The organism is Streptomyces guryensis, assembly GCF_021261325.1.
GTDB lineage: Bacteria > Actinomycetota > Actinomycetes > Streptomycetales > Streptomycetaceae > Streptomyces > Streptomyces guryensis.
Window position 1 is genome coordinate 280,576 of record NZ_JAJSBI010000008.1, and the last position, 14,458, is coordinate 295,033.

Genomic DNA, 14,458 nt, shown 5'->3' on the forward strand with positions numbered 1-14,458 from the left:
TGCTTCCCGTTGCCTCCCGCTGCCTCCCGTTGCCTCTCGTTGCCTCCCAGGATTTCGGGCAACTCGAATTGACTCCGCAGCTGCGTGAACATCACGTGCGAAGGTCGCCTAATTCTTGACTGAAATTATTTTCCGGGGGCAGAATCACGATGTTCCGCCATTTGCTGCGGCGGCGCTCGTTTCTCCTTTTGGGAAGGAATCGCATGGCCATGGACCCCCGCGCTGAACTCGCCCGGCTCGTCGACCTGGCGACCCCGTTCGCCATACGCACCGCGGTGAGCCTGCGGCTGCCCCAGCTGATCGAGGGCGGGACGACGGACCTGGCAGGGCTGGCCCGGGCCGCGGACGCCCACGAGGACTCCCTGGCCCGGCTGCTGAACCACCTGGTCGCCGTCGGCTTGTTCGACCGGCCCGAGCAGGACCGGTACGCCCTCACCCCGCTCGCCGAGGCCCTGCTCGCCGAGGACGCCCGCTGGCAGCTGGCCTGGCTGGACATCGACGGTCCCGGCGCGAAGATGGACCTCGCCTACACCGGCATGCTCCACTCGATCCGCACCGGCGAGTCCGCCTACCACGGTGTGCACGGCGTCGCGTTCTGGAAGGACTACCAGCGGGACGAACGCCTGCGGGTGTTCTTCGGCGCCATCATGGCCGGGCACGCCTGGCAGACCGGCCCGGCCCTGGCCGCCGAGTACGACTGGGAGCCGGTACGCAAGGTCATCGACGTCGGCGGCGGGATCGGCGCACTGCTCAGCGAGGTCCTGCACAAGCAGCCGCACCTGGAAGGCGCGGTGCTCGACCTGCCCGAGGTGGCCCCCGAGGCGAACGAGGCGCTGAAGGAAGCGGGCCTCGCCGGGCGCGCGCGGTTCATCGGCGGCAGCTTCTTCGACCGACTGCCCACCGGCTACGACGTCCTGATGGTCTCCCGGGTCCTCACCGACTGGAACGACGAGGACGCCACCCGGATCCTCGCCCGCACCTGCGAGGCGGCGGGACCGGACGGCCGGGTGCTCATCGTGGAGGTCCTCGCCGGTGAGGAACACGCCAAGAACAACTCCTCGTTCGACCTGCAGTCCCTGACCCTGCTCGGCGGCCGCGAGCGCACCGCCGAGGACTTCCACCGGCTGGCGGCGGCCGCCGGGCTTGCCGTGCTGTCCACCCGGCACCTGCCCGGCGGGCTGCTGCTCGTGGAATGCGCCCAGGACAGCGCCGGCCAGGACACCACCACCGGAAACGGCACCGCCTGACACGGGCTACGCCCAGGCCGGCTGCTGCCGGGCCCTCGGGTCCGGCAGCAGCCCGATCTGGTACAGCCGGTCCAACGGCGTGAGCGGATGCGCGCCGAGCCCGGACATGTTGTGCATGACCGTGTACCGGATCCGGGCGTTGGCGCCCGTGTACCGCAGGGCACGCCGCCCCAGGAGCCTGCCCTGCCACGACAGATCCGTCACCATTCGGGCCGCGCTGTGGCTGGTACGGCCCACCAACGTCAGCGCCGCATGCCGCCGTTGCCCGTAGGCCGACAGGGCGCGGTCCACCGACAGGGCTGTCAACTCGCCGCAGGCATCCAGGACTTCGGCGAGGCAGGCGGCGTCGGCGACCGCGCTGTTCATGCCCTGCGCGGCCATCGGGTGCACGATGTGCCCGCAGTCGCCGACCAGCGCCAGGCCCGGCAGGGTGAGCCGGGGCGCGAGCGCCCGCGACACGGGTAGCGTCTGCCGCCGGTGCACAGCCTCCCGTATCCGGTCCTCCAACGGCGTGAGCGCCGGGGTGTCCCGGACCAGGGCGGCCGCCCAGCGGTCGACCGACTCGGGGCTCGCCGCACGCAGTTCGTCGGGCTCCACCTGCGCGTACAGGCGGATGCGACGGCCGGGCAGCGGGTAGCGCAGCCGCAGCCCGCGCGCGGTGACGTACGCGGAGAAGTCGGAGTCGATGCCGGGTGCGTCGGTCAGCTCCATCGCGACCAGCCGGTGCCGATACTCCCGCCGGTCCCACTCGATGCCGGCCGACTTCCGCAGCCGGGACGAGACTCCGTCGGCCGCGATGACCAACGGCGCCTCGACCGTCGTGACTTCGCGGCCCTCTTTGAGCCGTACGCCCGTGATCCGGCCCGCCGGGCCCCGCACCAGGCCGTCGGCGACGACGCCCCGGAGCACCTCGACGGAAGGCGGCAGCGCCTCGGTGAACGCCCGCAGGATGGCCGGATAGTCGTGCGCGAGCAGCCAGTTGGCGCCGTCGGGCAGCAGTCCGTAGTCCAGCGCCATTCGCGCGGTGCCGTCCTGGTCCCGGGCGACGAGCCGGTCGAGCCGGAGCGCACCCGCCTTCTCCAGGTGGTCGCTCACACCCCACGTGCGCAGGACCCGCAGCGAACCCGGCTGGAAGACCTCGCCCTTGGCGACCGGGCGGATCTCCGGCTGCTTGTCCACGAGCAGCACGCGCAGGCCGAGCCGCCCCAGCGCGCAGGCGGTCGCGAGACCGCCGACGCCCGCACCGCACACCACCACCTCGGGGCTCACCGGGTGCTCCCCTGCCGGAAACGGGACAGTGCGCGCAGCGCGAGCCCCTGGGTGAGGGGTGGCATCGCGTAGCGGGACACGTGCCGGACGTACTCGTTGACCGGCGCGGCCGGCCAGCCGCCGTCGGAAAGCCGGGCGGCGAGCAGCCAACGCACCGCGGACAGCAGCGAGCCGGGGTCCGCGCCGGCGGCCAGCAGAGCCGACAGCGCCCACGCGGTCTCCTCGACCGTGCCGGCGTCCGCCGGATCGCCGGTGCCCCAGGAGCCGTCCTCCCGCTGTGTGCGCTCCAGCCACTGCCGGGCGCGTACGGCGGCGGGGTCGTCGCCGAGGCCCGCGCGGACGAAGGTCTGCAGCACGGCGGAGGTCCCCGCGGTGTGCATCCGGTACCAGACCGACTCCCAACTCCCGTCCGGGTGCTGGACCTTGGCCAGCCAGCGCAGCGCCTTGCGGACCCGTCGGTCGTCGGCGCCGATCCCGGAGTCGAGCAGCCCGTCCAGGGCCTGCGCGGTCATGTGCGGGCACGGGCCGCTGTTGGCGACCTTCGTGTTGCGTACGCACAGCCCCCACGAACCACGGCTGTCCTGCTGGAGGGTGAGCCAGGTGACGCCGCGCCGGACGGCGTCGGCCTGGTCGGTGCCCGGCAGCCTGCACAGCGCCGAGACGATCTCGCCGGTCTCCAGCGTGGCCGGCCAGCCGCGCGTGCCCGACCAGCCCCAGAAACCGGGCGGGCAGCCGAACGCCGTGAACGGCTCGTGCTGCTGCAGCCGCAGGAAGAGTGACTTGACCGGACCGAGGCGGGGGTCCTCGCCGTAGCCCGCCGCGAGCAGCCCGTGGGTCGCGTACATGGTCCAGGTGAGGTCCAGGGGGCCGGAGTTCCATGAACCGTCCGCGTTGACCTGCTCCCTGAACCAGCGCACCGCGCCCTCGACCATGTCCCGGCCGAGCCCCGCCCGGGCGAGACCGGCGACGATCAGGCCGGTCACCCAGGCGTCCTCGCACCAGCCGCCGGTACTGCCCTCGTGCTCGTACACCTGGCGGATCACGGACAGCGCGTTGGGCTCGGCCCAACCGGCCAGTAGGCGCTGGAACCCGGTGAGCGGCTTGTGCCGGCTCTGCGCGAGGGCGAGGGCGGAGACCATGGGGGCACGCAGGTCGAACAGACGCCGGTACAGGCCGGGCAGCAGCGCCAGCTCCAGCGGGAAGCGACGCATGTCCCGCGGGTCCATCCAGCCGACGTAGGAGTAGAACTGACGGCACCAGGCGACCACTTCGAAGTGCGGAACGGCATCCAGCCCGCCGTAGCGGCGCATCCACTCCTGCCCGGCCTTGATCCGGTCCGACTCCGTGTCGGCCGCTACCAGTTGGAGTACGGCGGTGGCGACCGCCGTGGAACCCGGCTCCGACTCCTGCCCCGGGACCATGCTCCAGCCGCCGTCCTCGGCCTGGACGGAACCCAGCCACGCGACGCCCCGGGTCATCAAGTCCTTCGAGCCCTCCGGATCCGCGAAGTGCAGCGCGCTGACGGCGCCGACGGTGCTGAGCGTGGTGGCGAGCGACGAGATCCCGTAGTCGAACACACCGTCCGGCCGCTGCGCGGCGAACAGCGCTTCGGCGGCCTCTTCGATCGCCTGGGAGACCTCGTCCACGAGCAGGGGCGTGCTCATGTCACAGAGTCCTTTCGTAGGAGGGCGGCCGGCACGGGCGGGATTTCGTGGCCCGGACGCATCAGCTTCTGGGTGATGAGCGAGAACAGCAGCACGGGCACGACAACCGCGGCAGCAGTGCCGGGGCCTCGGCCACCGGCCAGCACGGCGGCGGCCAGCACCAGGCGTTCGGCGACCAGGACTTCGTGGGCGCGCAGCGCGGACCGGGCGTCGATCGCCGTGCCCGACCGCAGCAGCGGCACGAAGGAGATCGCGCCGATCACCGCGGCCAGGCCCAGGAACGCGTGGTAGCCGTCGGGGTCACGGGGAGTGCCCGCCGTGGCCGAGGCCAGCAGCGCGAGCCCACCCGTGTACAGGCCGAGGGCCAGCCGGACCGCGTGCCGCACCCCCCGCCGTACCGGCACCGACCGGTAGCCGCCGGCCCGGTCGCCGTCCACGTCCCGTACGGTGCCGACCAGATTGGTCGAGGTGTCGTGCAGGAGGAATCCGGCGGCAACCGGCAGCAGCGACCACGGCGGCAGCGGCTGCGCGATCATCCCGCCGATGACGATCGCCAGGGCGGTCAGGACACCGCGGGCCACGTTCCCGGACAGGCCGCGCTTCTTGAACACGCGGCTGTAGCCGACGATCCCCGCCATCGCGAGCAGGAACAGCGGCAGGATTCGCCAGTTGGCACCCACCGCGAGGACCGCGCTGGCCGCCGCACACACGATCCCGCTCGTCAGCGCGGCGTCGCAGGACAGGCGGCCCGAGGGGATGGGCCGTTGGGGTTTGCCGATGGCGTCCAGGCCCCGGTCCATCCAGTCGCCCAGATAGTGCCCCGACAGCCAGCCGAGCGCGGGTGCGACGGCGGCGACCAGCAGCGTGCCCGCGCCGGAGCCCCCGGCCCACACCGCTCCGGCGAGGCCGAGCAGGAGGGGATAGCAGGTCGTGTACGGGCGCCAGGTCTGCACATGGGCGACGACGGCCCCGCGGACCCGCTCCGATCGGCCGGGCACGACTAGGCGCCCCGGCGCACGGTCAGGTCCGCGACCGCCGCGAGCACGTCGGCGGCCTCGGACCGTGGCAGCACGCCGAGCCGGGCCTTGGCCCGCTCGGCCTGGGCACGCGACTGGACCTGGGCCAGCTCCAGCGCACCGGTCGCGACCAGCACGTCGTGCAGTTCGGCGAAGGTGGCCTCGGGGGACGTCCCGCCGCCGAGGGCGAGCTCCAGCCGCCGCCGTACCACCGGACTGCCCGTCCGGTACGCGAGCAGCACCGGGAAGGTGGGGCGCAGGTTGGCCGCGTCGCTCGTGGCGGGCTTGCCGGTGACCGACGAGTCCGCGAGATAGGGCAGCAGGTCGTCGTACATCTGGAAGGAGAGCCCCACGTGTTCGGCGAACGCCGTGACCGCGTCGGTCTCCTCCGGCGTACCGCCGCTGAGCAGTGCCCCGGCCCGGCACGCGCCGCGCAGCAGGGCCCCGGTCTTCAGCGAGGCCATCTCCCGGTAGGCGTCCAAGCTGCAGCCCTGAGGCCCGGCGGCAGCCAGCAGGGACTCCTGGACCTGGCCCCGGCACATGTCCTCACCCGCCTGCGCGAGCACCCGCACCGCGGCCAGTACGGCGGCCTCCGGTACCCCGAGCGCGGCGCACTCGGCGACGGCCGAGAACACCCGGAACAGCAGGCCGTCACCGGTGGCGATGGCGTCCGGGATGCCGTATCGGGCGTGCACGGAGTCCTGTCCGCGCCTCAGGTCGTCGCCGTCGATGACGTCGTCGTGGATGAGCGAGGCGACGTGCAGGTACTCCACGGCCAGCGCCGCCGGCACCACCTTGTCGCGCGAACCGCCGGTCGCCTCCGCGGCAGTGACCAGGAGCAGCGGCCGCAGCAGCTTGCCGGGCGCGAGCAGCCCGTAACGGGCTATCTCCTGCATCCGGTCACCGTCGGCGGGCCAGCGGACGTCGAGTTCCCGGCGAAGCGCGTCGGCCGTCGAGGACAGTTCTTGTACGGCCGCGCGGACGGCGACTGCCTCGGCGGTCATACGGGGGGCTCCTTCTCAGGGGACTGAGCTGTGGGGACGTCGGGTTCCCTAGGGGTCGGAGCGGGGGTCGGCACGGGCGCAGGCGTGGTCGTGGCGGTGGCTGTGCCGGTGGCCGCGGCGGCGACGGGCGCTGTGTTCGCCGTGGGCTCCCGCGCGGCGAACTCCTTCGCCAGCGCCAGGACCGCGTCGTTGGCCTCCGGGGAGCCGGTGCTCACGCGCACCCCCGCCCCGGCGATCTCGCGCACCACCACGCCGTGGGCCGCCAGATGGTCGACGAACGCCTGGTTGCGCCCACCGAGCGGCACCCACAGGAAGTTGCCACCGCTGGGCGGGACGTCCCAGCCCAGGTCGAGCAACCCGGCCCGCACCCGGTCGCGTTCGCGGGCCACCTCGGCGCACTGCTCCCTCATCAGGCCCTCGGCGTCGAGCGCGACCGATGCGGCGGCCTGGGCCGGCGTGCTCACCCGGAAGAACGGCGTCATCCTGCGCAACGGGGCGGCCACGGTCGGCGGTGCGACGAGATATCCGACGCGCAGCCCGAGCAGGCCGTGCGACTTGGAGAAGGTGCGCACCACGGCGACGCGCTCGTCGTCCGCGGCGAGGGCCAGCGCATCGGCGAGCGTGCCGGGCTCGGCGAACTCCCGGTACGCCTCGTCGACCAGAACCAGCACGTGGGGCGGCAACGCGGCCAGGAACTCGACCAGTTGGTCATGGCCGAGCACCTCGCCGGTCGGGTTGTCCGGATTGCACAGCAGGACGACACGCGTCCGGTCCGTCACGGCCTCGGCCAGGGAGGCCATGTCGTGCCGGGGACCGTCCGACGGCACCGCGACCGGTTCGGCGCCGGTGTTGCGGATGAGCAGCGGATACATCTCGAACGACGGCCAGGCGTGCACCACTTCGGTGCCGGGGCCGGCGTGTGCACTCAGGAACATCTGGAGCAGTGCGCCCGATCCGGGGCCGGTCACCACACGATCGGCGGGCAGTCCGAGCCGGCCCGCCAACTTCTCGGTGAGGCCCGTGGCGAGCGGGTCGAGGGTGAGATGGGCGCACTCACCGACCTCGCGGACAGCCTCGGACACGCCGGGCAACAGCGGAGACTGATTTTCGTTCAAGGCCAGCTGATGAATTACGGAAACCAAGACGGCGCCTTCCTGTCTTCGCACCGATGGGGGGTGGGCGGCGACGGCAAACCGAATCTTGACAACGCTGTCATGAAGGAAACGGAGATCATGCGCGAACGGCGCGAGGGTGGCTTCGGGGCTTCCCTGGTTCGGCCGGGTGCAATCGCGGAAAGTGGGGGGGAATTTCTTCCGACACCGGGCTTGCCGATGCCGACTGACGATCAGTCTGACCACACGACGCGGCGGTGCGCAAGAAGCAGAATCCACGCCATGAGCTTGCGGCGCACCGCCGGATTCCGCCCCAAGCAATTCCCCAACAGGCCTGAGGGACAGGCGGCAAAGCCAGATATATCCCCCATGACCCCACGTTTTTCAGCGCACGCCAAGAGCAACGCGTTTTTCGCTTTGCCGTTTATTGAAGTTTTTTTGGGTGACTATTTTGGAAGTTCAGCTGGTTGCGGGAAGTGGGTGGGTGACGTGAGGAAGTGGCGGACCTGGTACTCGCCAAGGCCGGCTGGACTCAGGGCTCCGGCAACCCGGCCGGCCCTTGGGCCTTCCCCCTGTTTGGATGCAGGCCGAACGGACAATGATCGAAAGAGAATTCACCACTCCGCTTTCACCGCGTGCTTGTGACTTCAGAGGGGAATCCCGGCCATGCCCGAGACCGCACCCGCCCGCCGGGCCATACCGAGAGAGCGGACGCAGGGCTGTCCCTTCGACCCTCCGGCAGCCCTGCGTGAACTGCAGGACAAGGACCCGGTCTGCCCGGTCGTCATGGCGGACGGGAGCAGCGGCTGGCTCCTGACCCGGCACGAGGACGTCCGCGCGGTGCTCGGCGACTACCAGCGCTTCACCTCGCGCGGTGAACTGCGCAACTCGGCGCTCGACGGCCAGGTCACCGCCGCCCGCCCCGCAAAGCCCGGCGAAATCAACTCGGTTGATCCGCCGGAGCACACGCGGCTGCGCCGCAAGCTGTCCGGCATGTTCACCACCAGCCGCATGACACAGCTGACGGAACGCATCACGGCCATCGTGGACGATGTCCTGGACGCGATGGACCGCTTCGCACCACCGGTGGACCTGGTGCAGGAGTTCGCGCAGCCCATCCCCTCCCTGGTCATCTGCGAGCTGATGGGCGTCGAATACGCGGAGCGTGACGTCTTCCAGGAGAAGACCACGAACATGCTCGCCCTCTCGGCCACCCCCGAGCAGTACCTGGCGGCGCTCGACGACATCTACGCGTACGTCACCGACCTCGTCGAACGCAAGCGCGCGCACCCCACGGACGACATCCTCAGCAATCTCGCAGCCGAGGAGGAACTGACGACCGAGGAGGTCTCCCGGATGGGTCTGGCGCTGCTCGCGGCGGGCCACGAGACCACGGCGCACATGCTGGCGCTGGGCACCTTCGCCCTGCTCCGGAGTCCCGACCAGCTCGCCGCCCTGCGCGCGGACCCGGCCCTGATCACCGGCGCGGTCGAGGAACTCCTGCGCTACCTGACCATCGCCCAGTACGGTGCGGAGCGCGCTGCGACCGGGGACGTCGAGATCCGCAGTCGGCTGATCCGCAAGGGCGACGTGGTCGTACCGGCGCTGATGGCCGCCAACCGCGACCCGCACCGCTTCGATGAGCCTGACGTCCTGGACATCACCCGCCGCACGGCCGGACATATGGCCTTCGGCTTCGGCATCCACCAGTGCCTGGGCCAGCAGCTCGCCCGCGTGGAACTGCGGATTGCCTACCGGGCCCTGTTCGACCGCTTCCCGACACTCCGGCTGGCCGTACCGCCGGACAAGGTACCGCTGCGCACGGACTCGGTGACGTACGGGCTCGCGGCGCTGCCCGTCGCCTGGGGGTGAGCCGGCCGGGTGAGGGTGGTGCCCGGCGGACCCGCCCGTCAGCAGAGGCACGTCTGCGAGCCGCCCTCCCAGCCCGAGCCGAACCCCGACCCGCCCGCTCCCGAGGAGGCGGCCCTGGTTCTGAACACCGCCTGGCAACGGGACCTGGACTGGGGAACGTTCCCGTTCATGACGATGGTCACCGGCTCACGCCGCGGCGAGATGTGCGCTCTGCGTGGGTCGGACATCAACCTCGACCGTCTCGAACTCTTCGTGAAGCACTCCAACAACGGCCGCAGGATCCGGCGAAGCCGACAGCTCCGCCCCGCTCGTGCCGTCGAGCGTCAGCCAGCGTTACCGCCGCCTCACGAAGAAGCTGAAGGTTCACGCCCACCGGCTGAAGGACCTGCGTTCGTACAACGCGACCTGACTCCTGGGCGCCGGTGCCGACGTACGAGCGGTCCCTGGCCGCGTCGGATCCGGACCGCCGGCCTCCCGCCCGGAGCAGACCGACGGCCGGACCGCACAACACCCTCGGCCACAAAGATGTCGGCCTGCCCTGAACCGGCGTTCGAGAGCACGGGGATCAGCCACGACGTCCGACTCGATCTCCCAGTTGAGGCCGTGGAGAGGAACCAGGCGCCAGGAGCTGGGCGTCAGTAGCCCCAGCCCCAGCGCACCTGGGTGACTCCGGAAGCGTTGTTGTTGGCCAGAGTGCTGCCGTTGATCCGTTCCATCGAGTACGTGTCCCCGTCTCTCAGGCCGGGCCAGTAGACACTTCCGATGCCCTGGGCTCGCGCCGTGTCTGTGACCGCGGCGAGGTAGGACTGGTACTGGGCCCCGTCGTGGTTCGACAGGTAGTCGATGCCGGTGGTCATGGGGGCGCCGAACTCGTCGATGACGGTCCGGCTCGCATAGCTTCCGATGCGCCCGCTGAGGTCGGACTGCCACTGCGACTCCTGGGTGTAGCTGTTCCAGTAGCCGTAGTAGTGCAGGGACAGCAGGGTGCCGTTCAGAGCGGAAGCGGCCCCGACGCCGGTGACATGGTCGTTGTAACCCGTGCCGCTGATGACGACCCGCCCCTTGGGGACACTGGAGAACTTCGAGAGCCAGGACGAGCAGAGGGAGATCCAGTCGCTCTGCGAGTAGCCGTAAGGCTCGTTCAGCGGCTCGAAGTACACATTGCTGTTGCCGCCGTACGCACCGATCACGGTGGACCACATCGAGTACCAGGCGGACTGGTCCGTGACCTTTCCGACGGAACTGCTCTCCGTCCACGCACTGACGATCACCTTCATGCCGTCCCCGAGCGCCGCGTCGATCGCTCCGCGGTAGGCACTCCACCAGGACGAACTGACGCTCGGCGGATTGATCGGCAGACGCACGGTGTTGGCGCCGAGGTTGGACTGGAAGGCCTTGATGTAGCTGTCTGCGACCGAATGGACCTGCGCGTAGCTGTCGGAGGCCGTCAGGCCGCTCGGAATGACCCAGCCGGACTGGTAGTTGTCCCGCGCGTCCGCCCAGTTGACTCCCTTGAACTGGTTGGTCGCGGCTGCGGCCGGCTGCGCGAGGGCGACGGTGAGAAACGGGGCCGCGCCCATGACGACGACCACGAGGAACTGCGTCAGCGCTGCTCTGACCCTGGCTCGAACGGACATGTGTGCCCCTTCCGCACGCGCTTCAGATGGTGCCCTGTGGGGGGTATTGTTTATTCCTGCGCGGCGCTGTGGGTAATAGTTGGAGCCGCCTGTAAGCGTGTCAAGACTCCTGACGGAATTTCACAACCCTCACTCAGGGTTGGCGGGTGACGCAGCCCAGCAGGATCCCCGACGCGCAGTGGGTCCCCCAATAACGGCCAGGCGGCGACAGCAGGCCGGCCCACCGCAGAGCGCGCAGACCGCCCTCGTCCCGAGCTCGCCGCCACCGCTGCACCGACCGGACGCTGACCCGTAACTCCTTCGCCCCGACGGATCCGGAGTTCCCCGTGAGAGGGCCACGACCGTGTGTCGTGGCCCTCTCGCGTGCCCCGCAGGGCGGTGGGGACTGTGTTTTCTGCCGGCGGAGCCGGGAAACCGGGCGGGATTCGCTGCTGGTCAGTCCTTTCCGGTGAGCCTCCAGATCTGGTTCTTCTTGGTGGTCAGGGTGCTGCCGGTGTCGCAGGTCCACTGGTGGATGAGGGCGCCGGGTGCGGTGGAGATGGTGCTGACGTCGACGCACTTGCCGCTGTGCACGGCGACGAGCTGGTAGTCGTGGCTGTTGCCGAGCGCGGTCACCGCCTGCAGCTTGTACCGCTGGTTGTTGCCGTCATTGCAGGTCCACTGCTGGACGGCCGCGCCATCGGCCGTGGAGAGCTGGTTGACGTCCAGGCATTTGCCGCTGGAGTGATTGACGACGGTGTAGGTGTCGGTCGTACCGGCGACGGGGTGGAAGTCGAAGATCTGTTCCTGGCCGCTGCCGCAGGTGTTCTGCTGGTACTGGGTGCCGTTGGCGGTGGACTGGGAGGGGTCTTCGAGGCAGAGCCCGCTGTGCTGGGCGACGGCCGTGGAGGAGAAGCCGGACGATGCGCCGATGTGCAGGCTCGCGGGTGCGAAGGAGACCTGGTCGAGGTGGGGCGCCGAGCTGGAGCGCATGGGCTGTCCGATGTCGCTGCCGCCGCCGGAGTAGACGACACCGATGGTGGTGCCGTCCCAGTTGTAGAGCTGGGAGGCGGTGAACTTGACGGTGTTGGCGCCCTTGGTGAGCGTCACGGGCACGGTGTAGTCGTTGAACTGGTTCCAGTGCAGGGTGCTGGCGAAGTTGACGCGGGTGGCGGTGCCGCCGTTGACGCTGACGTCGGCGTGCTCGGCGTACAGGTCGGGGTTGTAGTGGTTGGAGGGCAGTTCCTCGGCGTTGGCGTAGCGCATGGTCATGGCGTAGGTGCCGGCCGCGGGCGCGTTGACGTTGAGGGTGAGGGAGTTGGCGGTTCCGTCGCCGATGCCCTTGACGACACCGCCGTTGGCCTGGCTGTAGGTGTTGTCCACGGCCGCGGTGCCGGTGAGGGTGCCGTCCTCGGCCTGGTACGTCACGACGTTGCCGGTGGTGACGGCGGAGGTCGCGCTGAACGGCGTGACGGCCAGGTCGTCCAGGGCGAGGGTGCCACTGGTGCCGGTCACCTTGACCTTGTTGATGCCGCTGTTGAGGAAGACCCGGTTGGTGGAGGTGGACCAGGCACCGGTCGTCGCGCCGGAGAGGGTCTGGTCGTTGACGGTCTTGCCGTTGACGGTGAGGGCGGCCTGGCCGGTGTTGCGGAACCGGGCGGTCAGGTCGGCGTATCCGTCCCGTGCGGAGTAGACCCAGAACGTCGCGGACTTGCCGGAGGTGAGGTTCACCGCGCCGGCGCCGGACTGGCCCTGGGAGGTGTAGGTGGCGGTGCCGCTGTCGGACAGGTTGGCCTGCTCGGCCTCGTAGAGCGTGGTTCCCTGGACCGCGGCGTCCTTGTAGTGGAGGTCGATCTTGTCGATGAGGGCGTCACCGGTGGTCTTCGCGCCGTTGTCGCCGGTGGTGGCCAGGCTGATGGTGTGGCTGCCCGCGGTGAGGTGCACGGTGGTGTCGCTGTGCCCCCACACCACCCACTGGAAGCCCACGGGTATGTCGATCCTGGTCGAGGCGCCGCCGTCGACCCGCGCGTACACGTCCGTCGGGCCCTTGACGTCGGCGTCCTTGGCGTAGCTGTTGCCGAACACCGACAGGTCGTAGTCGCCGGTGGTGGGGACGGAGACGGGGAAGGAGATCACTGTGGTGGAGCCGGTGCGCAGACCTCCGACGTCCTTGGTGCCGGAGGTGGCGAACTTTGCGATGCTGCCGGTGGTGCCCTCGGTGTTGATGTTGTAGCCGGTGCCGCTGAGCGTGGCGTTCTCGGCTTCGTACGTACCCGTCCAGGTGCTGTCGGAGGCGGTGGTGCTGCCGGTGCCGCCCGGGGAGACGATCACCTCGTACGCGGACATCGCGTCGAGGGTGATGGGCACGGTGATCGAACCGTCGGAGCCCACGGCGACGTCGGCGTCGGAGAGCCGGGCCGGGGTGGCCGCCGAGCCGATGTAGCCGCTGTAGCGGTCCTGGAAGACGCTCACGTGCACGGTGCTGCCGAAGACCGCGGGGTCGATGTTCTTGACGACCGTGTCGGAGGCGCCGCTGGTGCCGCCGCCGGCGAGGATGACGCGGGCCTGCTTCTTGGCCGTGTCCAGGCTCGCCAGGCCCTGGAGGGTGTACGCGGCGTTGGCCCCGGTGCTGGTGACCTTGACGGTGTCGCCGCTCATGGAGCTGTACCAGTTGTACAGCCACCACTGGGCGTTGGGGATGTTCTGGGCGGCGGCGGAGTCGCCCAGGTTGCCGTTGATGTTCCAGTACGGCAGGTTGCCGTCGACCTTCTCGTCCTCGATGCCCGCGATCCACTGGACCATCTGGCCGGGGTCGGTCAGGTGGTAACGGTGGGCGTACTCATTGAGGTTGACGGGGATCGGGGAGGTGATCCCAGCGGCGGTCTCCACCGCGCGGTAGGCGTCGACGGTGCTGCGGACGCCCGCCGGACTGCCCAGGGTGTGCCAGGTCACCACGTCGGGCAGGCAGTTGTTGGCCTTGCAGAACTTGAGGAAGCCACTGAGGGAGAAGTCGGTGTAGCCGGCGAGGTTGGGCCCTGCCAGCCGTGCCGCGGGCCAGATGCCCTTGATGAAGTTGTAGGTCTGGAGCCACTCGGCGTTGAAGTTGGCCAGCGCGGTCGCGTTGGTGCCCATGCCCTTGAACCAGTTCAGGTCGGGCTCGTTGTAGGGGATGAAGACGATATGGCTCGCGTACGGGCTGGCCATCGCCTGCTCGACCTGCGTCTTCATGGTCGCCTGGTAGGCCGAGTAGCTGGTCCGTTCGTAGTTGGCGCGGTACACGTCCGTCATGTAGATGAACTCGTCCCCGCCGCCGCTGTCGGCGAAGGGCTTGGCGATCTCCAGGGCGTCCGAGCCGGGGTGCTGCTGGCCGTCCTGGTACTTGGTGTTGGTTGTCTTGAGCCCCATCCCCTCGATGAGGTTGTTGGTCGGCACGTCCTGGCCGTACAGGCCGTACAGCGCCCCGGAGGCGCCGCCGCGGAAGGCTCCGGTGCTGGTGCCCAGGTCGACGGTGAGGGTGGGATTGGCGGCGGAGGCCGGCGTTGCCGCCATCGTGGTGACACCGGCCGCCACGACGGTCAGCGGGAGGAGCGTCCTGGTGATGCCGTGCAGAAGGCGTCTGGCGGCCGAGCGTCTTTGCCCGATTCGTGCCATGTTCGTG

At 70.0% G+C, this 14,458-nt stretch carries 9 protein-coding genes and 1 pseudogene; 2 read left to right on the plus strand and 8 right to left on the minus strand.

Translation table 11 applies throughout. The annotated features are described in order from the left end of the window. The first annotated feature begins 209 nt into the window (after nt 1–209). Nucleotides 210–1,247, plus strand: a complete 1,038-nt coding sequence (locus LJ657_RS18785) for a methyltransferase (protein ID WP_232649772.1) — start codon at nt 210–212, stop codon at nt 1,245–1,247. A 6-nt stretch (nt 1,248–1,253) separates the two neighbouring features. Here LJ657_RS18785 and LJ657_RS18790 read toward each other — a convergent pair whose 3' ends face one another. From LJ657_RS18790 to LJ657_RS18810, 5 genes are read right to left on the minus strand one after another with little or no spacing between them, the layout of a single operon-like run. Further along, complete coding sequence (locus tag LJ657_RS18790; protein WP_232649773.1) at nt 1,254–2,516, minus strand: FAD-dependent oxidoreductase; 1,263 nt, start codon at nt 2,514–2,516, stop codon at nt 1,254–1,256. Next, nucleotides 2,513–4,180 (minus strand): prenyltransferase/squalene oxidase repeat-containing protein, encoded by a 1,668-nt coding sequence (locus LJ657_RS18795; protein ID WP_232649774.1) that lies wholly within the window; start codon nt 4,178–4,180, stop codon nt 2,513–2,515. Before LJ657_RS18795 ends, LJ657_RS18790 begins: the two co-directional genes overlap by 4 nt. Then, nucleotides 4,177–5,178 carry a UbiA family prenyltransferase gene (locus LJ657_RS18800; protein ID WP_232649775.1) on the minus strand — a complete coding sequence of 334 codons (1,002 nt, stop codon included), beginning with the start codon at nt 5,176–5,178 and terminating at the stop codon, nt 4,177–4,179. The genes LJ657_RS18795 and LJ657_RS18800 overlap by 4 nt, the downstream gene beginning before the upstream one ends. Nucleotides 5,179–5,180: 2 nt before the next feature. Next, complete coding sequence (locus LJ657_RS18805; protein ID WP_232649776.1) at nt 5,181–6,200, minus strand: polyprenyl synthetase family protein; 1,020 nt, start codon at nt 6,198–6,200, stop codon at nt 5,181–5,183. After that, nucleotides 6,197–7,366 carry an aminotransferase class I/II-fold pyridoxal phosphate-dependent enzyme gene (locus tag LJ657_RS18810; protein WP_372487936.1) on the minus strand — a complete coding sequence of 390 codons (1,170 nt, stop codon included), beginning with the start codon at nt 7,364–7,366 and terminating at the stop codon, nt 6,197–6,199. Before LJ657_RS18810 ends, LJ657_RS18805 begins: the two co-directional genes overlap by 4 nt. 612 nt (nt 7,367–7,978) lie before the next feature. Here LJ657_RS18810 and LJ657_RS18815 point away from each other — a divergent pair. After that, nucleotides 7,979–9,184 carry a cytochrome P450 gene (locus LJ657_RS18815; RefSeq protein WP_232649778.1) on the plus strand — a complete coding sequence of 402 codons (1,206 nt, stop codon included), beginning with the start codon at nt 7,979–7,981 and terminating at the stop codon, nt 9,182–9,184. Between the two features lie 635 nt (nt 9,185–9,819). Here the strand turns inward: LJ657_RS18815 and LJ657_RS18820 are convergent. From LJ657_RS18820 to LJ657_RS18825, 3 genes and pseudogenes are all read right to left on the minus strand, one after another. Further along, the gene (locus tag LJ657_RS18820; RefSeq protein WP_232649779.1) at nt 9,820–10,821 is read right to left on the minus strand and encodes a cellulase family glycosylhydrolase; all 1,002 of its coding nucleotides are present in this window, start codon (nt 10,819–10,821) and stop codon (nt 9,820–9,822) included. Nucleotides 10,822–11,020: 199 nt separating this feature from the next. Continuing rightward, a pseudogene (locus tag LJ657_RS49340) lies at nt 11,021–11,146 on the minus strand (IS630 family transposase); the annotation flags it as partial. 110 nt (nt 11,147–11,256) lie between these two features. Next, entirely contained in the window at nt 11,257–14,451 is a 3,195-nt protein-coding gene (locus tag LJ657_RS18825) for an RICIN domain-containing protein (protein ID WP_232649780.1), read from the minus strand. Nucleotides 14,452–14,458: the final 7 nt, after the last annotated feature.

Excerpts from the sequence above, each read along its gene's own strand:
- LJ657_RS18785 (WP_232649772.1), top strand. The coding sequence starts at position 210 with ATGGACCCCCGCGCTGAACTCGCCCGGCTCGTCGACCTGGCGACCCCG.
- LJ657_RS18795 (WP_232649774.1), bottom strand. The coding sequence starts at position 4,180 with ATGAGCACGCCCCTGCTCGTGGACGAGGTCTCCCAGGCGATCGAAGAG.
- LJ657_RS18805 (WP_232649776.1), bottom strand. The coding sequence starts at position 6,200 with ATGACCGCCGAGGCAGTCGCCGTCCGCGCGGCCGTACAAGAACTGTCC.
- LJ657_RS18815 (WP_232649778.1), top strand. The coding sequence starts at position 7,979 with ATGCCCGAGACCGCACCCGCCCGCCGGGCCATACCGAGAGAGCGGACG.
- LJ657_RS18820 (WP_232649779.1), bottom strand. The coding sequence starts at position 10,821 with ATGTCCGTTCGAGCCAGGGTCAGAGCAGCGCTGACGCAGTTCCTCGTG.
- LJ657_RS18825 (WP_232649780.1), bottom strand. The coding sequence starts at position 14,451 with ATGGCACGAATCGGGCAAAGACGCTCGGCCGCCAGACGCCTTCTGCAC.